This window comes from Rhizobium sp. SG741 (assembly GCF_012275435.1).
Classification (GTDB): domain Bacteria; phylum Pseudomonadota; class Alphaproteobacteria; order Rhizobiales; family Rhizobiaceae; genus Rhizobium; species Rhizobium lusitanum.
The window spans coordinates 1-22547 of record NZ_JAAZQP010000022.1 but is presented as its reverse complement, the minus strand read 5'-3'; the positions used below and the strand labels follow the sequence as shown (position 1 = coordinate 22547).

General features: G+C 56.5%; 25 protein-coding genes and 1 pseudogene. 9 read left to right on the top strand and 17 right to left on the bottom strand.

What is annotated here, in order from left to right:
* Positions 1-37: 37 nt before the first annotated feature.
* Positions 38-409: a hypothetical protein gene (locus tag FHT29_RS32575; RefSeq protein ID WP_047561237.1), complete on the top strand. Its 372-nt coding sequence runs from the start codon at positions 38-40 to the stop codon at positions 407-409.
* The gene (locus FHT29_RS32570; protein ID WP_168601048.1) at positions 390-710 is read left to right on the top strand and encodes a hypothetical protein; all 321 of its coding nucleotides are present in this window, start codon (positions 390-392) and stop codon (positions 708-710) included. The genes FHT29_RS32575 and FHT29_RS32570 overlap by 20 nt, the downstream gene beginning before the upstream one ends.
* A 711-nt stretch (positions 711-1421) precedes the next feature.
* On the opposite strand, the gene FHT29_RS32565 is transcribed toward FHT29_RS32570, so the two are convergent.
* Together FHT29_RS32565 and FHT29_RS32560 are read right to left on the bottom strand one after the other, a co-directional pair.
* Positions 1422-2339 carry a nucleotidyl transferase AbiEii/AbiGii toxin family protein gene (locus FHT29_RS32565; protein WP_168601047.1) on the bottom strand — a complete coding sequence of 306 codons (918 nt, stop codon included), beginning with the start codon at positions 2337-2339 and terminating at the stop codon, positions 1422-1424.
* Positions 2326-3180 (bottom strand): type IV toxin-antitoxin system AbiEi family antitoxin domain-containing protein, encoded by an 855-nt coding sequence (locus FHT29_RS32560; RefSeq protein ID WP_113119533.1) that lies wholly within the window; start codon positions 3178-3180, stop codon positions 2326-2328. The genes FHT29_RS32565 and FHT29_RS32560 overlap by 14 nt, the downstream gene beginning before the upstream one ends.
* Before the next feature lie 420 nt (positions 3181-3600).
* Here FHT29_RS32560 and FHT29_RS32555 point away from each other — a divergent pair.
* From FHT29_RS32555 to traG, 4 genes and pseudogenes are all read left to right on the top strand, one after another.
* Positions 3601-3895 (top strand): annotated as a pseudogene (locus tag FHT29_RS32555) (site-specific integrase); the annotation flags it as partial.
* A gap of 320 nt (positions 3896-4215) precedes the next feature.
* Positions 4216-4500, top strand: a complete 285-nt coding sequence (locus FHT29_RS32550) for a TraC family protein (RefSeq protein ID WP_168596086.1) — start codon at positions 4216-4218, stop codon at positions 4498-4500.
* The gene (locus FHT29_RS32545; protein ID WP_051963176.1) at positions 4493-4711 is read left to right on the top strand and encodes a conjugal transfer protein TraD; all 219 of its coding nucleotides are present in this window, start codon (positions 4493-4495) and stop codon (positions 4709-4711) included. The genes FHT29_RS32550 and FHT29_RS32545 overlap by 8 nt, the downstream gene beginning before the upstream one ends.
* On the top strand, positions 4711-6624 hold the full coding sequence (gene traG / locus FHT29_RS32540; RefSeq protein ID WP_168601046.1) for a Ti-type conjugative transfer system protein TraG: 1914 nt from the start codon (positions 4711-4713) through the stop codon (positions 6622-6624). Before FHT29_RS32545 ends, traG begins: the two co-directional genes overlap by 1 nt.
* Before the next feature lie 144 nt (positions 6625-6768).
* Here traG and virB11 read toward each other — a convergent pair whose 3' ends face one another.
* From virB11 to FHT29_RS32480, 13 genes are read right to left on the bottom strand one after another with little or no spacing between them, the layout of a single operon-like run.
* Positions 6769-7782, bottom strand: a complete 1014-nt coding sequence (virB11, locus tag FHT29_RS32535) for a P-type DNA transfer ATPase VirB11 (protein ID WP_113119178.1) — start codon at positions 7780-7782, stop codon at positions 6769-6771.
* A 7-nt stretch (positions 7783-7789) separates the two neighbouring features.
* A complete protein-coding gene (gene virB10 / locus FHT29_RS32530) occupies positions 7790-8962 on the bottom strand; it encodes a type IV secretion system protein VirB10 (RefSeq protein ID WP_168601045.1) in 1173 nt (390 codons plus the stop codon).
* Positions 8963-8972: 10 nt separating this feature from the next.
* The gene (virB9, locus tag FHT29_RS32525) at positions 8973-9833 is read right to left on the bottom strand and encodes a P-type conjugative transfer protein VirB9 (RefSeq protein ID WP_113119176.1); all 861 of its coding nucleotides are present in this window, start codon (positions 9831-9833) and stop codon (positions 8973-8975) included.
* Positions 9830-10501, bottom strand: a complete 672-nt coding sequence (locus FHT29_RS32520) for a virB8 family protein (protein WP_037190856.1) — start codon at positions 10499-10501, stop codon at positions 9830-9832. The genes virB9 and FHT29_RS32520 overlap by 4 nt, the downstream gene beginning before the upstream one ends.
* 5 nt (positions 10502-10506) lie before the next feature.
* The gene (locus FHT29_RS34825) at positions 10507-10788 is read right to left on the bottom strand and encodes a hypothetical protein (protein WP_246703204.1); all 282 of its coding nucleotides are present in this window, start codon (positions 10786-10788) and stop codon (positions 10507-10509) included.
* Between the two features lie 32 nt (positions 10789-10820).
* Positions 10821-11726, bottom strand: a complete 906-nt coding sequence (locus FHT29_RS32515) for a type IV secretion system protein (protein ID WP_047561218.1) — start codon at positions 11724-11726, stop codon at positions 10821-10823.
* A 3-nt stretch (positions 11727-11729) separates the two neighbouring features.
* Entirely contained in the window at positions 11730-11963 is a 234-nt protein-coding gene (locus tag FHT29_RS32510) for an EexN family lipoprotein (protein WP_168601044.1), read from the bottom strand.
* Positions 11960-12658, bottom strand: a complete 699-nt coding sequence (virB5, locus tag FHT29_RS32505; protein ID WP_168601043.1) for a P-type DNA transfer protein VirB5 — start codon at positions 12656-12658, stop codon at positions 11960-11962. The genes FHT29_RS32510 and virB5 overlap by 4 nt, the downstream gene beginning before the upstream one ends.
* Positions 12658-15024 (bottom strand): VirB4 family type IV secretion system protein, encoded by a 2367-nt coding sequence (locus tag FHT29_RS32500; RefSeq protein ID WP_168601042.1) that lies wholly within the window; start codon positions 15022-15024, stop codon positions 12658-12660. The genes virB5 and FHT29_RS32500 overlap by 1 nt, the downstream gene beginning before the upstream one ends.
* The gene (locus FHT29_RS32495) at positions 15017-15355 is read right to left on the bottom strand and encodes a type IV secretion system protein VirB3 (RefSeq protein ID WP_092576114.1); all 339 of its coding nucleotides are present in this window, start codon (positions 15353-15355) and stop codon (positions 15017-15019) included. The genes FHT29_RS32500 and FHT29_RS32495 overlap by 8 nt, the downstream gene beginning before the upstream one ends.
* A 4-nt stretch (positions 15356-15359) precedes the next feature.
* On the bottom strand, positions 15360-15662 hold the full coding sequence (locus FHT29_RS32490; protein ID WP_037190870.1) for a TrbC/VirB2 family protein: 303 nt from the start codon (positions 15660-15662) through the stop codon (positions 15360-15362).
* A complete protein-coding gene (locus FHT29_RS32485; protein ID WP_168601041.1) occupies positions 15659-16327 on the bottom strand; it encodes a lytic transglycosylase domain-containing protein in 669 nt (222 codons plus the stop codon). The genes FHT29_RS32490 and FHT29_RS32485 overlap by 4 nt, the downstream gene beginning before the upstream one ends.
* Before the next feature lie 3 nt (positions 16328-16330).
* Positions 16331-16870 carry a hypothetical protein gene (locus FHT29_RS32480; protein ID WP_168601040.1) on the bottom strand — a complete coding sequence of 180 codons (540 nt, stop codon included), beginning with the start codon at positions 16868-16870 and terminating at the stop codon, positions 16331-16333.
* Between the two features lie 99 nt (positions 16871-16969).
* On the opposite strand from FHT29_RS32480, the gene FHT29_RS32475 reads away from it, so the two are divergent.
* Positions 16970-17326 carry a transcriptional regulator gene (locus FHT29_RS32475; RefSeq protein ID WP_047639514.1) on the top strand — a complete coding sequence of 119 codons (357 nt, stop codon included), beginning with the start codon at positions 16970-16972 and terminating at the stop codon, positions 17324-17326.
* Positions 17327-17691: 365 nt separating this feature from the next.
* Here the strand turns inward: FHT29_RS32475 and FHT29_RS32470 are convergent, their stop codons facing one another.
* Positions 17692-18945, bottom strand: a complete 1254-nt coding sequence (locus FHT29_RS32470; RefSeq protein ID WP_168601039.1) for an aminotransferase class I/II-fold pyridoxal phosphate-dependent enzyme — start codon at positions 18943-18945, stop codon at positions 17692-17694.
* 147 nt (positions 18946-19092) lie between these two features.
* A complete protein-coding gene (locus tag FHT29_RS32465) occupies positions 19093-19791 on the bottom strand; it encodes a response regulator transcription factor (RefSeq protein ID WP_037190887.1) in 699 nt (232 codons plus the stop codon).
* 272 nt (positions 19792-20063) lie between these two features.
* Here FHT29_RS32465 and FHT29_RS32460 point away from each other — a divergent pair, with 272 nt between their 5' ends.
* Both FHT29_RS32460 and FHT29_RS32455 read left to right on the top strand, forming a co-directional pair.
* On the top strand, positions 20064-21002 hold the full coding sequence (locus FHT29_RS32460; RefSeq protein WP_168601071.1) for a nucleotidyltransferase and HEPN domain-containing protein: 939 nt from the start codon (positions 20064-20066) through the stop codon (positions 21000-21002).
* 944 nt (positions 21003-21946) lie between these two features.
* Positions 21947-22297, top strand: coding sequence for a DUF2934 domain-containing protein (locus tag FHT29_RS32455; RefSeq protein ID WP_168601038.1), 351 nt, complete (start codon positions 21947-21949; stop codon positions 22295-22297).
* The last annotated feature ends 250 nt before the right edge of the window (positions 22298-22547 follow it).

The following is a 22547-nucleotide window of genomic DNA, read 5'->3' as shown; positions in this document are numbered from 1 at the left end:
GGTGTTCCAGACCAATATATCAAAAGGAATTAGCAAAATGCCCAACAAGAATCCGCGCGTTCATGCCGAGATACTGCCCGCGCTTGCCGCCGTCGTCGTTCCGACGACCAAGATCCTGGCGATCGGGTCGGTCACGGCCAAGGGCACGCCCAAGGCGATCGCGCCGGTCCTGCCCCACGAAGTCCGCGCGACAGTTCGCAACCATCTCGCCGGAAAGATCGAGCAGTGGTTCTTCCAGACCGAGGGCTACGGCGTCGTCTTCATCGTGAACGCGACCAGCACGGCCGAAGCGCACGAGCTCCTGGAGAAACTTCCTCTGGGCGTCGCCGGCATGATGGAATTCGAGCTGATCGCCCTCGGGCCGCTCGCCCCGCTCGCCATGCTCATCGGTGAGCCGCCTCATTCGTGATGTGATCTCGGGAGCTCGTTGGGAGCTTGGTGGCTCTCCAGGCTCCATCGCGATCGCGATCGTCAACTTCACGCCGCCGCTGTTCGCCTATCTGAAATCGCAACTCGCCGCCGCGCGCGATTTCCTGGCAGCGCTGCGATCAATGAACGTCACGCCCACCACCGAAATCGATGGTCACAGCGTTGAAGAATGGATCGCATGGGCGGTGGAATGGCTCGAGCGGGCTAATCCAACCGGCGGCGGCGTTGGCAGCTTCTTCGAGCAGGTCGCTGAAATCACCGATTGGGCCTACCGCGATTGACCAAGTGGACGCTGAGTAAGCGTTGCCATCGTATTTGGACATCGTGGTCTCTGCGGCAGGTGCCAGAAGCCGCTACTCGAGCCATAGACCGTCACGGCAAACTCACTTACAGCCGAATTCTGAGGGGGCGTTGCGGGTCTCTCCGCTGCAGAGGGTGCGTCGGCAGCGAACCGCCGGCCGGAAGGTATCCTTCTCCCCAAATTGCGACCTTGCAAGTTCCAATTGGCGGAACATTGACTTCCAATCAGCCGTGGAACGCCGCCGAAGAAACGGAACATCCGGACGTGTGAACCGATCCAATCGGGGAGTGCTGTGTCCAGGTCGCCATCAGATTGTTTCCGCCGGTATTGCGTTCTGCGGCAACTCTGGGTCCAAAGTCTGTTGCCATCAGGCGGCGTTGCTTCACTAAACTAAGCAGTTTTCAAATTTATAATGGGTCAGTGGCGTGTAGCGAGTGACACTTACATCTTGCCGTTTGAACGGCTCGCCGGCCTTATCTGTACAGCGTAAATCCAAGTCAGGCCCTGCATTGCGTGCCTGTTCGAGCTGCGTCTGCAATGTTTTCCGGCTGGAAAACATTGCAGACAATCACTTACGAGCAAGGCGAGCGCGAAACCCCGGTTCGCTTTATCTTGCCGTACTTCCCCCTTCCCAGTTGACGCTCCCCATATCGCTGCTTTCCGGTGTTCAGAGCTGACGGGGCGGGTATTTCTATACGCGCCGTTCAAGGGAAGATCGCAGCAATTCGACCAGAACGGAACGCTGTTCGGGCTTGAGCTTGTCGAGATTGCGCTGCCGCCAGCGGATGGCGGGAAGCTCTGCGACATGACCTATCTTGAGCAAGGGCCAGTCCGGTTCGCCGCGCTCAAAGCCGATCAGAAATTCACGGTGATGATCCGGCATGCCGCCGATTAGCACCTCGATCATTTCATGCTGCGTTTCTATCAACTCTTCGATGGCAACAACCTCCTCGGTCATGCCCTCGAAGCCGTTCTGGTATTCGTTCGCAAGGTCTTTGACGCGGCCTGATAGCCCTTCGCCCATGGGGCGGTTGTGACTGAGCAGATACACGATGAAGGTTTCACGCAGGTCATCGCTCAGCCCTTCATTGGTGAGCAGGCCGCGCACGTCAAAGAGGTCGCGCGGGTGCTGACGGTCGAGGGCGGCAACCAGCTTGCCAGCGAAAAGGTCTTCGAAGGATAGGACGCTGGTTTCGGCAAAGCCGAAGACCTCTTCAACGGCCTCGGTGACGGGAATCGTGGAAGGTTCGTGAACCACACCGCGCAACACGGGCGAGACTTCGATCTTCACCTGTGTTCCCTCGGCCATCACAAGAAGGCGCAGGATCGCTCCATCATGGACGTTTTCGGTAACGCGCGCGCCGGGCAGTTCCGCCAAAGCTGCCGCCTTGATGCGCTTCATGGCGGCGTCGATGTCCGCCAGAGCCTCCGGCCTTTCGTTCACTGGCAGATACATCAGATCGATATCGACGGAGAGGCGCGGCAGGTTGCGCACAAAGAGGTTGATCGCCGTTCCGCCCTTGAGCGCAAAACAGGCTTCTCGCGCCACGGTGGGAATAAGGCGCATGAGGAGCCTGACCTGGGCCTGATACTGATCACGAAACGGCATTGAGGTCCTCCGGCACGGTTATGAGATAGGCCGGATCGAGCTTGCCGCCGGGCACAAGCATGCGTTTGCCCTTGCCGAGATCGATGGCGGTTTTATCCAGACGCTTGAGCCATGCATGGCCATGCCGATCCGCGAAATAGAAGAACAGGCGCTTGACCTTCACACTGCCGCAATCCACCAGCAGTTTTTGCAGCCGTCTCGGGCTGAAATTTGCTGCGCTCTGCATGATCATGTCGGCTTGATGGAAACTCTCATGGCGCGGCAATTCATCAAGCATTTCGAGATAGGCGCGCTCGGGCTGCGAAAGCGTCAAAGGCCAATCCCACTGCCCCCAGGCAAACGAGGTCAGGCTGCTGCCCTGAAAGCGGGTGAGATCACGGCCTGTTCCGTCCGCGATATCCCAGGCAAGACTGCCGAGCTCCTTTGTTACGGGATCATTCCGGAAGAGGGTCGCGCTGTTGTGATAGACAAAGCGCTGGGGAAGGTTCAGCTTGTTCAGCCATGCGGGCGGCTTGCCCGGCCCGTAGAGGTGAACAGTCTTGGTCTCATGCGAAAGATAATGCGCAAAGCCCTGTAGCTCCAATGCCGTGCGCCCACCGACATAGAACGGTGTTCGCAAGAGCAGGGTCTGAAGAGAGATAACAACTTGCTGCCAGCTCAGCCTGCCACGCGGCCTTTTATAGACGCTGCGCACCGGCTGTTCCAGCCAGCCGGCCTTGACGTAGTAAGCACGCAAATTACTGGCGATACCGCGCTCTTCCAGCCAAGCGGCATCCACGACCAGCCCCTCGGGGAGATCTTTCTCAAGTCGGTTTAACAGTGATGCAGATTGCATAGCCATACTGAGTATATTACACGATTCTCAAACCATTTCAAGTTTGCCAACATCTCAATATACTCAATAGAATTGAGTATATCCGATAATATGCAAACCTCTTATATCCAGCGCCCGCCTCTGGTGGCGCGATTTTTCTCGCCAGAACAAGGGGAACCGCCGCTTACGCGGCGGCTCCTTCCTTGGATTTGGCAACGCTTTGCAGACCACGCGGGAAATCGGCGGCGCGCTGCGCATGGGCGGGGGGGGGAGGGGGGCTGAAGATTGCACGCTTGTCTTCCTTCACCACTTTGAGTTATCCGCATTGGACTAACCCGCTCCGCTACGCCGGAGCGGCAAGTAGGTCAGATATTCAGTAGGAGCCCCAACTGCGAGAGGATGGGACGGCTGTTTTCCAGCCCATTCCATCGCACAGAGGAGCTCATCATGACCCCACTTCGCCAGCGCATGAGCGAAGACATGCAGGTGCGCAATCTTTCGCTCAATACCCAGCTCTCGCATCTGCAACAGGTGTCGCTGTTCGCCCGACACTTCGGCAAGTCGCCAGACTTGCTCGGCCGCGAGGATATTCGGACCTATCAGGTCTATCTCGCCAACGAGAAGAAGCTGATGCCCGGCTCGATCCACATCGCCATTTCGGCGTTGCGATTTTTCTTCAACGTCACGCTCGAGAGGGCCTGGGGAAGTATTGCCACTTCCCAAGAAGCCCCAGAAGCTGCCCACGGCAAGCCCGGAAGATACGCTGTCTCAGATTGCGAACGCGCCGATTGACCTGCCACCAGTTGATGGCATTCCAGTCGGTCTGTCCCTTGGTTCCGTTTGCAGAAGATTTCCGCACCTAACTTCTCCCTCGGTTAACAATCGTCACATTGTCTTCGCGCGGTTCACCAGACCCACGTCAGCAGCCTTTCGGCTTGGGCATCGCCCTATCTGACGGGTTATGGATTTTTGAGGCTGAATCAACATAGCCATTTAACTATATTATTTATTATAGTATAATCGATGTCATTGGTGCCCGCGCAACACCGGAGAATGCTTATAATGCCGGCAAAATCAGCTATTTCAGATATTGACGCACAGATCGAGAAACTCAGAGACCGCAAAAAACTTCTAATAGTAAAATCGGCGGAGCGCTTTGCCAGGGCTGCAACAAAGTCCGGCCTAGCCGAGTTGGATATCTCGGATGAAGAACTCGATGCGATCTTCGACGATATCTCCCGACGATTTCAGCCAGAGGTCAAGAACCTCACCCAGCTATCCTCTCAAACACCTCGATCGCCAGCTCCTGCGTCTGAAGCCGTGGCCGAGACTCCCCAAAATGGCTAGGAGCGCGCATGGCGAAAGCACGAAGTTCAGACTCGGCGCAATCGTCGTCAGGGCCGGATTGGCGAACGCAGACCGCGCCGTTCTCTCTGGCGACTTCTTGCCGATGGCAAACATCCTTGTAAGCTCGACCGAGCAGCAGTGGCTGACGCGGATCGGCACTGAGGCTTTTGCAGCTCAACTGAGCTCGACGCCCAATAGGGAAATCGGATAATGGCGCTCGGTACCAGGCTGCATTCGAGCATGCTGTTGGCCCTTGTTCCGATTGTCGCCACGGCGCTCTCCGCTGCAATCGTCTCGTCGCAATGGCAATTGTGGGCCGGCGGCATGCCTATAAAGGGCGCTTACTGGTTCCTTCGTGCCGCACCCGTGCCCGTACTTCTCATTGGCCCAGCCACGGGATTGCTGATCGTTCTGGCCCTGCCGCAGCATCGCCGCAAGCCGATAGCGATCGCAGGCCTGGGCTGCTTTTTGACTGTCGCCGGATACTACTGCGCCCGCGAATATTCCCGCCTCGTGCCGCTAATCGGTCGGCAAATCATCACATGGGATGGAGCGCTATCCTACCTCGATGCCTTCGCTGTGGTGGGCATCATCGTCGGCTTCGGCCTTGTCGCCACTTCGGCACGAGTATCGGTCGTCGTTTCCGATCCGATCAAGCGAGCAAGGCGTGGCGTCTTCGGCGATGCCGACTGGCTGCCCATGGCGGCGGCCGCGAAACTCTTTCCCGCGGATGGAGAGATCGTTGTCGGAGAGCGCTACCGCGTCGACCGTGAACTCGTTCGCGGTCTTTCCTTCGATCCAAACAAACTCCCGACCTGGGGACGGGGCGGGAAAGCGCCGCTTCTGACCTACCGTCAGGATTTTGATTCAACCCACATGCTGTTCTTTGCCGGTTCAGGCGGCTTTAAGACAACGAGCAACGTCATACCGACCGCGCTACGCTATCGGGGACCGCTCATCTGCCTCGATCCGTCGACAGAGGTTGCGCCGATGGTGCTTGACCACCGTATGCAGGCTCTTGGCCGCGAAGTCATGGTGCTCGACCCGACCAATCCGGTGATGGGCTTCAACGTACTTGACGGCATTGAGACGTCGCAGCGCAAGGAGGAGGATATTGTCGGTATCGCTCAGATGCTGCTGTCTGACAGTCTGCGCATCGAATCTTCCACCAACGCCTATTTCCAGAACCAGGCCCACAATCTTCTGACAGGTCTGCTCGCCCACGTCATGTTCTCTCCCGATTATGCCGGCCGCCGCACCCTGCGTAGCTTGCGCCTTATCGTCTCCGAGCCTGAGCCATCCGTCCTTTCGATGCTACGAGACATCCAGGAAAACTCTGGATCCGCCTTCATCCGCGAAACCCTTGGCGTGTTTACCAATATGACCGAGCAGACCTTTTCCGGCGTCTATTCGACCGCCTCCAAGGACACGCAATGGCTTTCGCTGGACAATTACGCAAGCCTCGTCTGCGGCAATGCCTTCAAATCGCGTGACATCGCCAAAGGATCTAAGGATGTATTTCTCAACATCCCCGCCTCAATCCTGCGCTCCTATCCGGGGATTGGCCGGGTTATTATCGGGTCACTACTGAATGCCATGATCCAGGCCGACGGTGACTTCCAGCGCCGGGCTCTGTTCATGCTTGATGAGGTTGATCTGCTGGGATACATGCGCGCGCTCGAAGAGGCACGCGACCGTGGCCGTAAATACGGGATCACCTTGATGCTGATGTATCAATCGGTCGGCCAGCTCGAGCGTCATTTCGGGAAAGATGGCGCCACGTCCTGGATCGACGGATGCGCATTCGCCTCCTACGCGGCGATTAAGGCGCTGGAAACCGCTCGAAGCGTATCGGCTCAATGTGGAGAAATGACCGTCGAGGTGCGCAGTCGTTCACGCAACCTCGGTTGGGGTAATGCGAATGGCGGAACGCGCCAATCAGAAAACGTTAACCTCCATCGCCGGCCGCTGATCCTGCCGCACGAAATCACCCAGTCCATGCGCAAGGATGAGCAGATTATCATCGTGCAAGGTCACAGCCCAATCCGTTGCGGTCGGGCGATTTATTTTCGGCGTAAAGAGATGAAGCTGGCTGTCAAAGCCAATCGTTTCTGGAGAAGTTGAGGCTCACGTCCCGCAACAGCTCCGATCTTCCGACAAACTAAAGCGGTTCCGCTCCCTCGTCGACGGTTTCCAACAGGTGCGAGGAAGCCAATGCTCGTGACAGCACGTGGGGTCGCGATCCAGAACGAGGACCTGTCGCGTCGGTCATCTCGCTGACTTCGATCTCACAGACGGTTCAAAATATATCTCTGTGACGAGAAATCGGCCATCGGATCTCTTACACTGTATGATGACATCGATGGCGGCCCCTAGCAGCGCGCGAATATCATCGCGAGTAAGATCACGGCCACCTTCGGACTCCTTTACCAGCAGCGTCAATTGTTCGAACGCCAGCTGCGCGGAATCCGCGTGTACAGTTGTGATCGACCCAGGGTGCCCCGAATTCACGTTGCGTATATAGTAGAAGGCCGCGCCGTCGCGCAGTTCCTGCAGAAGAATACGATCAGGACGCATCCTGAGGCAGGATTCGAGAAGATCCTTCACGCCGATCTTCGCCAGCCCCTGCCCCCCTTTCGAATAGAAAAGCCGGACGTGATTGGGCTGCGAGATGACCAGTTCCGGCGTATCTTCAATCGAGATAATCCGCTCTTGCTCCGGAATGTGCCGGATCAATGCCTTTGACAGGGTGGTCTTGCCCGACCCGGTCGCGCCCGAGATAATGATATTCTTGCGCGCGAGCACAGCCTGGTGCAGAAATGCCGCGTAATTGGCCGCCTCATAAAGATCGATCAGTTTCTTATCCCACGATGCGACGCCGGTGCTCACGGCGGTGGCTTCAGAAAACAACCCAGCACCTTCGAGATCGTCCAATGTCAGCGTCACCGCCGACGGCTTTCTGATCGTGATACTGACCGTGCCTTTGGTCGTTGCCGGTGGTACGACGATCTGGATCCGCTCTTCATCCGGCAAGGTAGCCGATAAGATCGGCCGGGACTCGTCGATCGCCTGGTTCGAATAGCTCGCGACGGCACGCGCTAGACGCATGAGCTTGTCGAAGCCAAGCTCCGGGAGCTCGTGAGACTGCCATCCCTCTGGCCCCTCCGTCAGCACCTCTTCTGGTCGGTTGATGACGATCTCATAAAGTGATGCGTCTTTTAGGAAGCGCGATAGTGGCGAAAGCAGCTCACGGACGACGCCTGCGTCGGAAGCTTCGGTCATCCTCGTCCTACTTCGTCACTAACGTCGATCGAGATCTGAAATCCTCCGATGCCGCCCGATCAAGAACCTTGTTGCGCGGCTCGATGACGTGCAGGCTATAGACACCGGAGAAATCAAGGTCACGGGCAACAAAGATCGATACAAGCTCGCCCTGATGCTTCGTCAGCGTCGGCGGGATATTGATCGATTGTTCGACGGCGATCGCCGCAGCCTGCTGGCCCGCTGACGTGGTATTCTGCGCCTGGACATCGCTGTCCTGCAGCCGGGTGCCAGCATAAGTGGTGGCATCGCCGACGATCGAAAGCAGTATGGCACTTCCAAACCGCTCCCACCAATGCGTGTTGACATAACCGTCCATACCTGCTCGCCCGAGCGCATCGGTTGCGGGTGACGCAAGCGTGATGATGATGCCCTTCGGCGTCTTTGCCCTGTTCCAAAGCACGAACAAGCGCTTCTGGCCGCGGGTCAAGCCACCACGAAATTCTCCAACGACCTGTGTTCCCTTTTCCATGAGCACCACCCGGCTGTTGTCGGAGAGCACATCGCGACTAATCACGCAACTGGCGAACCCCGGCTGGTCGGATGCAAGGGCCGTCTCCAGCACGCAAGGTATAGACGTGCCCATGGCGACGATGAAATTGCGGTTGCCTAGCGTGCCGGCGCGCGATCCTTCCAGGCGTGTCGGTGTTAACATCCTATTGAAGCGCTGATCTACGTTTTCACCCTGTCCGTTGAGCGCCGCGGAAATTCCCGGGTGGGGAAGGTAATTGGAGCTAGTATCTGAGGAAACGGCGCCATCGCCGTGCTGTGGCAGCGAAGTCTGCTGCCCATTATAGGCCATCACGGGCGCACGACGGGCAGACTCCAACAACGGATCTTCTGTCACGACGGCTTGCTCTCTCGCCAAAGGCGTTGGCAACTGCGCTTCCGGAAGAGTGATTGTAGTCTTCGGTTCCTCCTTGGCCGGCTCGAAGTCCGTATTCTGGCGGATGACGACACGCTCGGGTTGACTGGCATCTGGCTTTTGCTGATCGCGCATCGACCAGAGCGAAAATCCTATGAAAGCAAGCATCGCCAAGACCACGGCGCCGCGCTTCAGAACCGGATTACTATTGGCCCGCCCGCTGACAGCGGTCTCGGCACGTTCTCCGGGAATAGGTTCCTCCATCTCATCAGACATTCCCGTCTCCCTATTGCTGCGCGGCTGGTGCCTGCGATTTCACAACGCGTTCCACTGAAGGAGACGTGGTATTGGTATCGGGATTGATGCCTGCTGGATCGTAGGTTTCGTTGAAAACGCAAAGCACATCGCCTCCCCTTCTGAGGATGAACTTGCGGCTGATCGCGTGAACGAGCACAAGCTCCCCATCGACCGACTTTGGTACCAGGCTTTCGGTGCCGTCTGAGTTTTCCATATAGATTGCCGGCATTTCCTGATTGGCCCTGAACGCAAAGGTCGTGATCTTGCCGTTATCATAGACCGCCTGTGGTTCGAGGGCTGTCGATCCTTGCGCCGCATATCGCCAGTTGCGTGGTCCATATTGCTCGTGCAGTGCCAATACTTGGTCTGCTTGCCCTGCTTGAGCCGCCTGCGCGTGCGCGGCCGCGTCTTGGCGCCGACGCTCAGCCTCGTCGGCCGGATAGCGATATTTGACGTAGAAGTAAGTATCCTGACCGGCAGCAACCGGTCCATCTCGGACCGTCAGCTCCATCTGATAGCTGCGGGTCGAGCCATCCCGGCGCGTGGTTATCACCGAAATGTTGGTGACCGGCTGGTTTTCCCGTGGCTTTAGGAAGAGAATATTGCCGGCCGGCGCCACTTCCCAGGCAACGGTATTTCCAAGCGCCACATGAGCGATCTCTTCATCGGCCGCAAACTCGATCTGGACCGACGAACGCAGCGAACCTACGACCCTAGTGATATTGTAGGGTTGATAGTCAACAAAGCGGATACGACCGTCTTGCGGAGCGCCGCGCGGCGTCTCCAGCGCAAGGACGGGCGAAGACCAACCTGCTACCGCGAGCAGAACAATCAAATAGCGACGTTTCAATTGATGGCCTCCGGGTCGGACCGATAATCGCTGACGACAAAGCCGAGCGGGTTCACCAACCGATCGGTCGAGGACATCGGCGCATTTACATAGGAAAAGGTGAGCGTCGCCACCCAATGGGTCGTATGCGCCTCATCACCGCGAGTGATCGTACGCATGTAGCGAACCGACGCGACGTTGCCGCTGATCAGCGAGATCGAGGCGATATTGACCCGTGACGAGGCACTGCGGCTGTAAATGTTCTGGGGCGAATCCGGATTGCTGCCACGATACAGAGCAGTGAAGCGGGTCTGCTCCGATGCCGTCGACAGTAGTGAGACCGTGCGAAAATTCTCTTCCGCCTCGCTCCAGACGTAGCCTTCGCGAGCACGCACATAGCGCGCCGCGAAATATTTCGTCACCGCTTCATCGTAAGTGCCGGCGGTTGAGGTAAGCGCGGAAGCGACATCCACAATACCGGTCGAATTGTCGACCCTGACCACGAAAGGCTCGACGGTCTTCAGCGGTGTGAGGCCGGCAAGCGCAACTATCGATACTGCGGCAAGAGCGCCGGCCGCGATCGCTATGAACCAGGCGATACGGGCCGAGCGTTCCAACTGAATCATGCGATCCTGATCGAAACGCCGCGCCTTTTCGAAATAGCTCTTGAGATTATCCGTCGTGACCATCGCCATTACTCCACGCACGGTCGATAGGAGTTCGCGACATCGAAATGCGCAAAGGCGGTTGGAATGCCGTCCGGTTTTTCCTCGATATATCCATGCGGCGTGCCGGCGGATTGCGTTGACGGACGGTCCAGGGATTGCGATGTAGGTCGACGATCACCGTCCCACTGCCACATGGCTCGATTGAGCGGTCGACGCGAGTATCCATCGCATTTGGGCAGGGGATAGGAGAGTGACGCGCAACTGCCAAGTGCCGACGCGACGCATAACACCACAAATATTCGCATCATCCTGTAGAAGCCATTTTGTCGTTGCTTGAAATTCACCACCAGCCAGCCCCTTTTGATCGCAGGCCACGGGCGACGGCACGCGCCCCCCGGGCAAGCGTGCCTTCATGCGCATCGCGCGCCGCGCCATAGCCGTAGGTGAGCGAGGCGCCGCCTGCGGCAAGGGCCGAGGCTATTCCTGGCAACTGATAAAAGACGTAGACGGCAGCGAGGCAAATCGCGCCGAGCGCGACGGGCCTCATGAGTACGTCGCTGTAACCTTCGATCATTGTGAAGGTGGAATCGATACAGGTAATCAGCAACGATCCGACCGCAACAACCAGTACCTGCAGAACCACGAAATTGGTCAGCTGTCCGATCCATGCCTCGGTAAAGCGCCGCGTCGAGGGGAACATAGCGAGCGCCACAAAAATCGGTCCGATGGCGAGCACGATCGCCAGCGCGAGCCGTGCATAGAGCGAGACGATATAGCCGATCGCGGCGACCACGAAACTTGCCAAAATTACCAGCATACCGCCGATACCAGTGACGATGTCGATGCCCCATGAGGCGTGCGACCAGATTTCCCTCGCGCACTTCTGACCCTTGTCCAGAAGGCTATCGAAGGTCGAGGCACTTGGAACGGTTCCGGAGTTCAGCGCCTGCGAGATCTCCTTTGGCAAGCTATCGAAGAAGATCTTGCTGACATAGGTTTGATACTCGCTGGCGTTTCTGACCAGCATCAGGATGATGGCGAGCTTCATCGCCCGAAAGGCAAAATCCATAATCGGCTCGTGCACGGACCCACGCAGGATCAGAAAGCCATAGAGAATGACATAAAGTGTCAAAGCCGCCGTTAGTGGGCCGGCGACCCAGCTGGCAATATTTGATGTGCCCGAGGAAATGAAGCTCTCCAGCGGCGCCTTGAACTGCCCATCGACAAAAGCAAAGACCTGATACATGGCTTAGCCCCCGAGCGCTTTACCCATGCGCTCTAGGCGAGCTTTCCAACCGGCTGCTGCGGCATTCATGCAGTTTGGCGTGCCTTGGAGTTCACCCGGATTGTTGCGGCACTTTGCAATCGTGTTGGCAAGCAGCTGCTCGTCCGCAAGAAATTCCTCGACGGAATGGACACGCTCGGATTCCTTTGAGCAGCCGAACAATGAGACGACCAGTGTGAAGAGAACAAGAAACTTCATGGCAGTGCCGCTCCCATGGCATCCATGCGCTTGCGCCAATCTTCGGCCTTGCGCTGTTCATCGATCTGCCTCTCGGCCTGCTGCACCATCTGCAGGCCTTGCATTCTCAGCACATCGGTCTGGAGAAAGGCCGTCTCTGCCTGCAACCTCGCCTGTAGGTCGGCAATGTTTTTAGCGTCGCTTGCTGACGAGATTTGTTGGCGCAGCTGGTCGATGCCGTCGATCCGCTTGGTTGCGGCGTCGTAGATCTGCTGACCGAGGCTCATCTGTCCGGCATTCCTGTTCTGAACGCGCGACAGTTCCTGGGCGTAAAAATCATTGGCGCTCGTCTTATAGGTCGAATTGTTGCTTAAGAATTTTGAGGCGGCGTCACCGAGCGCACCTGAACCTGAACCTTTAAGAAGGCGCTCAATAGTGGAGAAATCCTCAGGCAACGCCTTTCGGATCGAGGGATCGTTTAAGACGCCGGCAATATCGGCCATATTTGTCAGCTTGTTCAGAGAGCCATAAAGCTGCTGAGCCTGTTGGATCTGCCGGTTCAGCGCATCAAGCTGCGATTTGAGCTGAATGATACTTTCGATCTGTTTGGCAATCGCTGCCTGGTCGATCACAGGTATGCCCTGTGCGTCCGCGGGACTGGTTGAAAGAATTAGGGCGACCGCCATCGTCAGGGTAGCCAGTTTGGGTCGAAACATCAGCCTGCACTCCTTCTTTGCTGAAAAGGCTGCAACCAGTCATCCTCGCCACTTCCAAGTTCGGCGCGGATTGCATCGGCGAGTTCAATATTTGCTGTCCGCCCGGAGAGGATTGCGAGTTCGTCATCGAAGCCGCCCAGATCGAGCTCGGCGACAACACTGTTGTGCCCCTGCTTGACGATGAAACGGCGGCTCTCGATGGAGAGCTCGCGCGAAAGCAACTCGAACTCCCGTTCGGTAAGCTTGAAGCCATCGACATAGTCGGCACGATCGCCACGCGAGTTCGGCAGGAAGACCTGCGTCGGGCATTGTTCGATGATGGTATGCGCAATCCCTGAGTTGATGGCATCGCGAGGGCTTTGCGTGGCAAAAAGCATCAAGCCGTTCTGCTTGCGGATGGTCTTAAGCTTGTTCTGGGCGAGATCCATAAAGTTCTCGTCCTGTAGCGCCTTCCAGAACTCGTCGATGACGATGATGATGCGCCGGCCATCGATCAATTGTTCGACGCGGTAGAAGAGATAGGCCATGAGCGGCGTGCGGATCTCCTCGTTGTCGAGAAAGTCCGTCATGTCGTAGCCGAGGAATTTGGAACCGATGCCGATGTCATCGGCCTCGTTATCGAAGACCCAGCCTAGTGGCCCTCCGCTCTCCCAGCGGCGCAGTCTGGCGGCAATCCCTTCCGGATCGGCATTATTGAGGAACGCGCGCAGCGCCCCGATCGTGCGCTGTCCTCTTGGCAAATCGGCGAGGCCTTCGATCGCGAGAGCAATCTCGTCGGCTTCGCGAGCGGAGAGATCGCGTGCCGTCGAGCTGACTAGCTTGCCGATAAAGCGGGCTAGGAACACCTTGTTTGCCGGCGTCAACTCCAGCGCCTTCAGCGGCGCACATCGCGTCGGCTCCCCGTTCCTGAGCGGCAGATAAATGCCGCCGGCGGCGCGCACGAAGAGATCGGAGCCACGGTCCTTATCGAAAAAGACCATGTGCGGATCGTGCTTTTCGAGCTGTGAGAGCATGAAATTGACCAGCACGGTCTTACCGGCGCCCGACGGGCCACAGACGAAAGTATTGCCGAGATCGCCGCAATGGAAATTGAAATAGAACGGCGCACCTGACGCGGTCTTGAGCATGGCGACGGCCGGCCCCCATTCATTGCCGTCCTTCTTGCCCGACGGATAGGCATGAAACGGCGAGAGTGCTGCAAAATTCCGCGATGTGATTGCGCCTGAGCGTGCTCGATAACGAAAATTACCCGGCAATTGTGCCCACCAGGCCGCCTCAAGCCCGAGATCCTCACGTGCAACGACGGCGCCACCACTGGTCAGATGGGAGCGAGCCTTGGCGAGATTGTCGGTTAGTTCCTTGACCGTGGAGGCGAATACCCCAAGCGTCAGATGATGCTCGCCAAGCACGAAACGGTTCGATTCGAGCTCGTCCATCGCCGCATCGAGTTCCTCGATCTGTGACGCCGCCTTGTCGCCAGCACTCACCATCTGGTTCTGCTTGCGTCCCATGATGGAGCGCGCATCCGTTTTTGAGGTGAAAGCGAAGGACTGCGTCAGGATCAACTCGAAAGGGACCGATAGAATGCCGTCGAGCATGCCGCTGCGGGTCCTCGCCGGATATTCCTTGAAGCCGAACATGCCGGCAAAGCGGCTGGCGCCCTCGTGGCGGATCTCAATCGTCTCTCGTCCAAAGATCACGCGATCAGAATAAATGGCGGCGGAAATCCTTCCCTGTGTCAGCGGAATACGCTCACGGCGACCGCCGATGATCTGATGCAACACTTCGCTGGGCTCGGAAAACAGAATGCCCTTCTCATCGCAAATCGACAACGCGCGGGGCGCGAAACGCTGCAGCCCCGCCATTAGATCAGCGAGCTTGTCACGCAGATGCTTCACCCCATCCGCGTCGAGCTCGGAAGCTGTGTTGCGCGCTTTGCGCAGCCGCACTAATAAGCTCGCAAACCTCTCAGCGGGATCGCGGTTCGGATACCATAGCAAGCTGAGATAGAGGTCGTTGCGGAACAAGTCCTCCCGCACCATTCGCTCGCGATATTTGCCGTTGAGCGATGCCGAGAAAGGATTGGAGAATTCGCCATCGGGATAGGTGTCGTCGCGGCGCCGGATGATATGGGTCCAGATTGCCAAACGCTCGTCGGAGATATTGCGGTAGAGCGTATTGAGGTCGCGATAAAGGCCATTCAGATCTAGACTATCGGCTGTCTCGAACGATACGCCCTCAATTGAGATCATCACCATTAGAGCTCTTGAATCGAGCGCAATCACCGTCTCATCTACATGACGGATGTAGGGGATGAAGGTCTCTGGATCGAGTTCGCGGGATTTGAGGAGAGAAGCGCTATGCAAGGCCCAAGTCCCTCTCATCGTAGCGCCGCACGAGCCTCAATGGCGTCAGCGAAGCACCGCCCCAGTAGGCGCCATTGCGCGAACGGCCGCGCGTCTCGATCCAGGCGAGCAGAATGCGGAACATGTTGTGGTCATGCTTGACGAGCGCGCGAAAGATGAGATGGAAGACTACACCGACAAGCGCGTAGGCGATCGAGCCTGCGATGATGTAGAGGATTGTCGTCATCATGACGTTGGCGCCCATAGCTTCCATTGTGACACCGGCAATCATCGCCGGCCGCGTGCAAGCAAGAAAAAGCGTGTCTTCCTCAAGTTTGACTTGGTCTGGCATTCTCTCAGCCCCCTGAGATCGTACTGACAATCTGCGAGGCACCGAAGATGATGCCGATGCCAAGCACGACATAGGCTGCCTTTCGCAGATCGAGATAACCGAACATCCACGCAATTCCGACGATGATGACGGCGATCGTCGCGAGCAACTTGGCGACATTGCCCGTGAGCAATGTAACGATGTTCTGCAGAACCGTCTCGATGCCGCCGGTGCTCTGGGCGAAGGCGGGTTCGATCGTGACTGCCGAAAACACAGCAGCCATAGAGACAATGGCCGCAAGTGCACGGATGTTAATCCTTGATATCATTCAGGCTGCTCCGGTTGATCGTTTTGGAAAACGAGCGCGGACGAGCGTCGCGCCGCATTGAACACATCCCAGAATGGCGCTCTCGCTACCGGCTGTTGCGATGCCTCGGCCTTAGCGACGGAAGGTATCGCAAATGCCTTGGCGCCGACACCGTCCGGCCTGTGAGGTCCCTGCCCGATCGCCAACGAGGCCAATCTCGCCGAAAGCCGCTTTGCCTCATGCCGGATCTGCTCGTCATATCGAACCATTTTCCCGACGGAAGGATCGGAGCGCCCATAATAGGATTGCAGCATCACGCGCTCGGCCTGTCCCGAAGCAGCACCTGCGCGGACCGCCAGACGATAGTAACCGTCGAGCAAGGTCGCGGTCGCCTTAAGATTGAGACAGGGATCGAAAGCATCGGAGATTGTTAGATTGAGCTTACGCAGTTCCTCGATCCCCACACCGCCAAGCCCGAGCTGGATGTCCTGGTGCTCAGCAACCAGCGTGGCTGCGGTTTCGATCGCCTCCGCCTTGCTTTTTGGCTGCCGCTCAAGCGGAAGGCCGCTATTGATGCGGATATTGAAGGGCTGAAAATTGCTTTCCAGGCTGACGACGGCAGCCAGCGTTTCCATCGCAACCGCTGGCGCGCAGGTTTCAGCAAGATCTGCGAAGGCGATGGTCATCGATCAATACCACACACGTTGGCTACCGACACCGTCGATGGTCACGTCGACGTAATGCGGCTGCAAGCGCCTGCTCGGTCGCTCAGTCGGATAACCCATGCATTGCAGGTGCCTTTCCCTCCGCTGCCATCGAGCCAAGGCGACCAAATCGGTGTTTTCGGCAGCGCTATCGCGGCCGGAGCGGCAATATCGGGCATCGACCTTTTGAAGCGTTGCGGAAATACAGATGGCCTCCTGGCCGCGGTCACCATAGCGTGCGGTCAGGCTATAGCCGTCATTGCATGAATAGGGTTCATAGCCGGGTTGGGAGGCCCGGAAGCCGACGCCGCTGCAAGTTGGAAAGGAAGCTCCCTTGGCGAGCGCCTGCCAGAGCTTGCTGATCGGTGGGCGGCATTGGGCAAATTGCGTTGGGCCACCCGGATTGGAAAGACACAGGATAACCCGGCATCCCCAGTCATCGGCGCGCGCATCACCCCCTAAAATAAGGTATATGGGAACACAGCCGGCAACGGCGGAGACTATACCAACCAGAAGGTTTTTCATGGCTAGGACCCTTCGATGTGACAGCATCAAGCGATCGTCGCGACTTCCCTTGGGAAGTCCTTCGTCGCTCATACTAACTTATATAATGCAGTTAAAAAGATGACAAGCACCTTCAACACACAATTGCACAGTCTTTCGTTCGCAGCCTTCATCCTGCGCGAAATCATGGACCATCCGCAGGAAGACGAGACGCCGCAATCCAGACTGAAGCAGGTCGGTATGATGAGCATTCTCTACATCATGAATCAGGGACATCAGGCCCTAACGATCTCAAATCTCGTTGAAATTACGAAGCTGACGCGTATGGGCGTTTCGGAAGTCATAGAGCCGCTACTCAAACGTGGCATGCTCACGGAGACCTTCGTGAAGAATTCCATGGGACGCGGCAAGGCACGTCAATTCGAGATCGCACCTGAGATTTTTGAGAAGCTTCGAGCCTTTGGGCAGAGTAACTAGCACGGGCAAAGGGTGCGATTATACTATATATTATAATGCACTATAATTCGATGGCCGATTGCAGATGCTCGCATCTGCAATATCGGCTTTGCGCAGAAAAGATGTCGAATAAGCGCTTTCTAACTGCGGACGAACGATTGGCTCGCGTCGCTCGTCAAAAAGGCTCGCCAAACCCCGCGAGAACCTGCGTTTCTATAGAGCGTTTTCAAGCGATTTGGACTAAATCCACTTATACGCCTCGGCTCTTCGTTTCTTGCAGCTACTGCTAGGCCGGCGCTCCAAATGGTCGCCGATCACAGAATGACGTTTGCAAGATGCGAGGTCAGATGTGCCGTTTGAACTCGTCGCCGAGATCTGCTCGCCGATTATTCCGAATTTGCCTGGATTTCATCCTGGATCGCAACTACTGCTGCGCAGAGAGACCGGATTTCCTCATCTGCGTGGCCTGCAGTGACGCATATCCTCAGGCCGGCGTTGCCCCTTGATACGGTGGGAAAGAAGATCGCCGAGGTGTAAAAGCCTTGCCTGAAGAGACTTGTCGCGGCGCCAATCGCGAGTAATTCATCACCAAAATGGACAGTGCGGATCGGAAGCCGGGCTCCATGCTGTTCCGTCGGCAGCAGACCGTCAAGCAAGGCTATTTTTTGCTGTAGCGTTCGCTGCAGATGGGGTAATTCATCGGTTCGATGCAATTGTGCGGATGCCAGGCCGGCACCAATAGCGGCCGTGTTGAGCGATGCCGAAAACGCATGAGCCACTGCAAATCTGCGGAACAGGACCTCCTGATGCGCCGTAGCCAGCATGAGCATGCCGCCAGATGCACCGAAGCCTTTGCCGAGAGAGGCTGCGATAATGGTCCTGTCGCCCAATTCACCAATTAGGGACTTCACAAAGCCTTCACCACGCCTGCCGAAGAGCGAGATTCCGTGCGCATCGTCAATATAGAGAAACAGGCCATATTGTTCTTGGAGACGGCGCAGCGCGGATATCGGAGCACTGCCACCCATGGAGTAGACGCCGTCGCAGATGTATGCGACGGCTTTATTCTGGCGGCATAGTCGCTCGAGAGCATCGAGGTCGTTGTGGGCTATTGTCTCGACACGTGTCTCCTGGGCAATGGTTCCTTTGTGGTGGGCAAGGGTTGCGTGCGCTAGGCGATCGAACACCATGACGGGCTTAAGACCACCAGTAAGATGGCCAGATGCGACCAACGGCAGGGCGCTCATATTGGCTGCGAGCACTGTGGTGTAAGTGATCACCCGCGCGGCGAAGAGATCGGAGAGGGATTCTTCCAATTCACCGAGACTTGCAAAGTTCAACCGGGTGCGGGCGCACGACCAATGCAGTGTGCCCGAACTCCGTACGGCTTCAGCGGCACCCTCGACAATGTCGGGATGATTGTCCAGACCCAAATAGGAGCATCGGACAAAGTCGACAACCACGCGATCCTCGAAGTTCGGCCTGAAGGCCCTGCCTTGCGACGGATGGGCGTAAATCGACATGATACCTTGGTAATGGGCAGCTTCGAAATGGCGCCCAGCCGTATCGATCAAGCTGCCCGTATTACGATGAGTTGCTTTCCCGTTTCGATTAGAACGTGCGGAAATCTTCTTTTCCATATTTCAAACTCCGGTCGGTCAGTGTGCAGACCGGAGGTTGAAATCATCGCCCCAGCAACTTCAATAAACGAGGCCGGAAATCTTCTGCAATATACAATATGCCTGATGTGACATAGTCGATCGTATGTGAAGCTGTTTGTGTAGGGACTAGCCAAATTCAACCGCGTAACCGCTGGACCGGATCGTGCGGATAATGTTGCGACCGATCATCTGCTCCAGCATGCGGCGCAACCGGCCGACATGAACGTCGACCGTTCTTGGCTGGACATAGTAATTTGGAGGCCAGGCTGCTTCGATGAGTTCCGATCGGCTGAAGACGCGGCCTGGTGCTTGAAGCAAACGGCATAGAAGCTTGAATTCGATTGGGCCTAGCTGAATTTCTTTCGAACCGTGCCTGACCAGCCTCTTGCTTACCTCGATACTGAGTTTCCAAACGTTGAACGTACTGCCGTCCCGCCGAATGCCTCCCATTCCCAGAGGCAATCCCGACAGGAGAGATTGCAGATAGCCCAATATCCTTGCCGGCGAAATCGGGCGAACAAAACTTTCGGTCACACCGGCCTTGAGGAGATCCAGATAGTGCCGCTCATCGCCGCCGGGAATCAGCGCGAGCAAAGGAATATGCGCCGTTGTCCGATCGGCTTTGATCAGGCTGCAAACGCGCAGCGCATGCTCAGCATTGTTTTCGGTGTCGAGGACAATCGCTAATACAGATGTGCGTCCTGCAAGCTCTCCCACCTCTTCCTCGTCCAAGAGCACGCAACTCAACCCCTCCACTGCGAGAATGTGGCTGAACACGAGATAAAAGTCGGGATTTTGCGACCAGAAAAGCACCTCTGGGTTCATACGACAGCCCTTCTCTTGTAGCTACCAGATCAATGACTTGGAATTATGCTGCATCAAAAATAGCGGAAAAATCGTCGCATTTTGCATATTTCTGTCGATTTTTGCGCTATATCGTTCAATATTCACATTTCCTACATAAAAGTCTAGTATGTTTCTCCGATTTTTGATGCAACATTTTTGTTGCTTTTCTCGCAGCCTTAGCGCACCCTGTGGATTTGGAGCGCAAGCTCCTTTATGCCTATCTAATGTCCGTGAAAGAGCCGCCGTTGTTTATGAAGTCCAGCATCGACCATCTACCGCCGCTCAAGCAGCGCGAGCCCGCTCGGGTCCTCGAGGTGTTACATGAGGAGTTTGAAGACGCGCTGAAGGGCGGCTCAGCGGACTTCAAGAAGCGTGGCCGCATCCTGAAAATCATCCTGTTCGGATCCTATGCGCGGGGTAGCTGGGTCGACGAGCCGTATACCAAAAAAGGATACCGCTCGGACTTCGATCTGCTGATTGTCGTCAGCAATCGCAAGCTTACCGATTTCTCCGGCTATTGGCAGAAGGCGGCGGATCGGTTCATGCATTTGCCGGAAATCAAGACGCCGGTGAACTTCATCGTGCATTCACTTCGCGAGGTAAACACCCTACTCAAGCAAGGCCGGTATTTGTTCGTCGACCTCCGCCGAGATGGCATTGTGCTATATGAGCTTGATGACACGCCGCTAGCCAATCCCAATCTTCTTCACCCTGCGGACGCCTACAAATTTGCAGCAGAGTATTTGGAAGATCGGCTGCCTCTCGCGAAGAGCTTCTCGGAGGGAGTTGTGTTTTTTACGGCGAAAGGCAAGCTTAAGGAAGCGGCATTCCTACTGCACCAATCGATCGAGCAGGCTTACGCAACATTGCTGCTCGTGCTGACCAACTACAGCCCAGCCTCCCACAATCTCAAGCACCTGCGTGGCCTCGCTGAAAGTCAGGCGCAGCAGTTGGCGAACGCTTGGCCCCGCGATCAGCAGCGCTTTGTCGCCTGGTTCAACATTCTCAATGAAGCATATGTCAAGGCGCGCTATTCAAAGCACTATGAGATAAGCCGTGAGGCGCTCGCCTGGCTCTTGAACCGCACGACGGATTTGATCGATCAGGTGGAAGCAGTCTGTCAGGATCATCTTGAAGTATTGAGGATAGAGGTGGAAGAAGCCGATCGCCGCTCACGGAAACGATCATAGTCGCAGAATTAAGAATTCGGATTTCTTCCACGAAGCCCTTTCGGCGTGACATGTTTGTCACGAGCAAAATGCCTAGGACGATAGGATGGTCGGCTGGATCGACCTTCGCAGCTCCTAAATGAGCTTCCAACGTCCGGCTCCAAAATCAACTCCCTGCGCCGGACGCAGGAGGTATTGACTTGTCTCGAAATTCAACGACGCGTTCTGGCGGCTGCTTTGACGGCAAATCCGATACTGCTCGTAATAATCATCAAATAGTCCATGACACGATCGCGCTTTGCGGAGACAGCGCGCCAACGACCGTGGCATGGTGCGCATTTGAGGCTTGGTGCGAGGGTGACGATGAAGAATATCAATTCTGGCTGGGCATCTTCCACCGCCTGCGCAACTAGAAAGGCGCCGTTCTCATTGATGGATCAAGCTAGAAAGTGCCTTGCTTAGGAAGCGCTTTGCGGCCTTGGTATTGTAGCTCGGGGACAGAAAGGGATCGATCGAATCACGGTGTTGCCGACGGTTCGGTAAAGACGCCCTGCTTGCTCTTGACCTTCACATACGTCTCATCGACCCATGAACGGCGCGATGGCGAGGAACGATGTCGCCACCAGAATGCGCATACCGCAAAAGAAGGCTGTCACTGTCATATCCTGATCTTTCTCGAAGTGTTCATGAGGGTAGACATCCCGCTCCTCGCATTATTCCGAGCGAGCTAACTTCTTTGGTGGTGGGTTTGGTGCGGCTGGTCCGGCAGGACGCGAGCAGCGCAACGTTCGCGGGTGGAACTGCGTTCCCGTCGCGTCGGAAGCTAGGGCACTTAACGGCGCCTCCTCCCAGCGATCGGTCCTCGATCCCGTATTCGAAGCGGTCGCGCCCGGCGTGCGCATAGCGCAACCATGTTTGGAACATTCGCTCCTCACATTTGTTGATAACCCAAAGAGGAGATCATCATGGCACGCGACAGGATAACCAAATCATCAATCGACCCTACAGCTAGTGGGAATGTTGAAACTTCGCAGCCGTCCAACGTCCGCGATTGCGAAAACGAGATCCGAGAGCGGGCGTATGCCATATGGGAGCATGAAGGAAAGCCCGAGGGCAAACACCTTGAACATTGGGAACGGGCGGAGAAGCAGATTGACGGTGAGTTCGCGCCTGGTGGTGTAGCGATTGGGAACGACGAAGTATCCAAGCTCGCCGCACGAAAGGAATTCGTCCGAGAGCATCGGGATACCCTGCCTGTCGCGAGCGACGTTGAAGACGCAAGTGAGCGCGAGACTATCCCGGGCACTCAAGAATAATGGTAGAAATTACGACGCCTGCCAACTTATTCTAACCAGGAAACCCCGGAGGAGTGTGTCAAACGCTCTTTTATAGGAAAGCTAGCTTCACCTCCCGGGCGGTTTGTTGCTGCTTCTGACCTTCTGAGCAATCAGTGCCAATTCTGCGATGTTTGGTAAGCGGTCAGCCGACCACGCCTGTCTTGAAGTTCCAAGGCATCAGAGCGTCGATGTCGTGAGCGGGCCATCCATTGGCCATACGCAGTAACGT

What these genes read in the sequence shown, in the direction of transcription:
- FHT29_RS32465 (WP_037190887.1), bottom strand. Translation starts at nt 19,791, where the DNA reads ATGAACCCAGAGGTGCTTTTCTGGTCGCAAAATCCCGACTTTTATCTC.
- FHT29_RS32565 (WP_168601047.1), bottom strand. Translation starts at nt 2,339, where the DNA reads ATGCCGTTTCGTGATCAGTATCAGGCCCAGGTCAGGCTCCTCATGCGC.
- FHT29_RS32510 (WP_168601044.1), bottom strand. Translation starts at nt 11,963, where the DNA reads ATGAAGTTTCTTGTTCTCTTCACACTGGTCGTCTCATTGTTCGGCTGC.
- FHT29_RS32480 (WP_168601040.1), bottom strand. Translation starts at nt 16,870, where the DNA reads ATGAAAAACCTTCTGGTTGGTATAGTCTCCGCCGTTGCCGGCTGTGTT.
- FHT29_RS32550 (WP_168596086.1), top strand. Translation starts at nt 4,216, where the DNA reads ATGCCGGCAAAATCAGCTATTTCAGATATTGACGCACAGATCGAGAAA.
- FHT29_RS32575 (WP_047561237.1), top strand. Translation starts at nt 38, where the DNA reads ATGCCCAACAAGAATCCGCGCGTTCATGCCGAGATACTGCCCGCGCTT.
- virB11 (WP_113119178.1), bottom strand. Translation starts at nt 7,782, where the DNA reads ATGACCGAAGCTTCCGACGCAGGCGTCGTCCGTGAGCTGCTTTCGCCA.
- FHT29_RS32520 (WP_037190856.1), bottom strand. Translation starts at nt 10,501, where the DNA reads ATGGTCACGACGGATAATCTCAAGAGCTATTTCGAAAAGGCGCGGCGT.
- traG (WP_168601046.1), top strand. Translation starts at nt 4,711, where the DNA reads ATGGCGCTCGGTACCAGGCTGCATTCGAGCATGCTGTTGGCCCTTGTT.
- FHT29_RS32455 (WP_168601038.1), top strand. Translation starts at nt 21,947, where the DNA reads ATGGCACGCGACAGGATAACCAAATCATCAATCGACCCTACAGCTAGT.
- FHT29_RS32475 (WP_047639514.1), top strand. Translation starts at nt 16,970, where the DNA reads ATGACAAGCACCTTCAACACACAATTGCACAGTCTTTCGTTCGCAGCC.
- FHT29_RS32485 (WP_168601041.1), bottom strand. Translation starts at nt 16,327, where the DNA reads ATGACCATCGCCTTCGCAGATCTTGCTGAAACCTGCGCGCCAGCGGTT.
- FHT29_RS32560 (WP_113119533.1), bottom strand. Translation starts at nt 3,180, where the DNA reads ATGGCTATGCAATCTGCATCACTGTTAAACCGACTTGAGAAAGATCTC.
- FHT29_RS32515 (WP_047561218.1), bottom strand. Translation starts at nt 11,726, where the DNA reads ATGTATCAGGTCTTTGCTTTTGTCGATGGGCAGTTCAAGGCGCCGCTG.
- FHT29_RS32460 (WP_168601071.1), top strand. Translation starts at nt 20,064, where the DNA reads ATGAAGTCCAGCATCGACCATCTACCGCCGCTCAAGCAGCGCGAGCCC.
- FHT29_RS32490 (WP_037190870.1), bottom strand. Translation starts at nt 15,662, where the DNA reads ATGATATCAAGGATTAACATCCGTGCACTTGCGGCCATTGTCTCTATG.
- virB5 (WP_168601043.1), bottom strand. Translation starts at nt 12,658, where the DNA reads ATGTTTCGACCCAAACTGGCTACCCTGACGATGGCGGTCGCCCTAATT.
- FHT29_RS32545 (WP_051963176.1), top strand. Translation starts at nt 4,493, where the DNA reads ATGGCTAGGAGCGCGCATGGCGAAAGCACGAAGTTCAGACTCGGCGCA.
- FHT29_RS34825 (WP_246703204.1), bottom strand. Translation starts at nt 10,788, where the DNA reads ATGATGCGAATATTTGTGGTGTTATGCGTCGCGTCGGCACTTGGCAGT.
- FHT29_RS32495 (WP_092576114.1), bottom strand. Translation starts at nt 15,355, where the DNA reads ATGCCAGACCAAGTCAAACTTGAGGAAGACACGCTTTTTCTTGCTTGC.
- FHT29_RS32470 (WP_168601039.1), bottom strand. Translation starts at nt 18,945, where the DNA reads ATGGAAAAGAAGATTTCCGCACGTTCTAATCGAAACGGGAAAGCAACT.
- virB10 (WP_168601045.1), bottom strand. Translation starts at nt 8,962, where the DNA reads ATGTCTGATGAGATGGAGGAACCTATTCCCGGAGAACGTGCCGAGACC.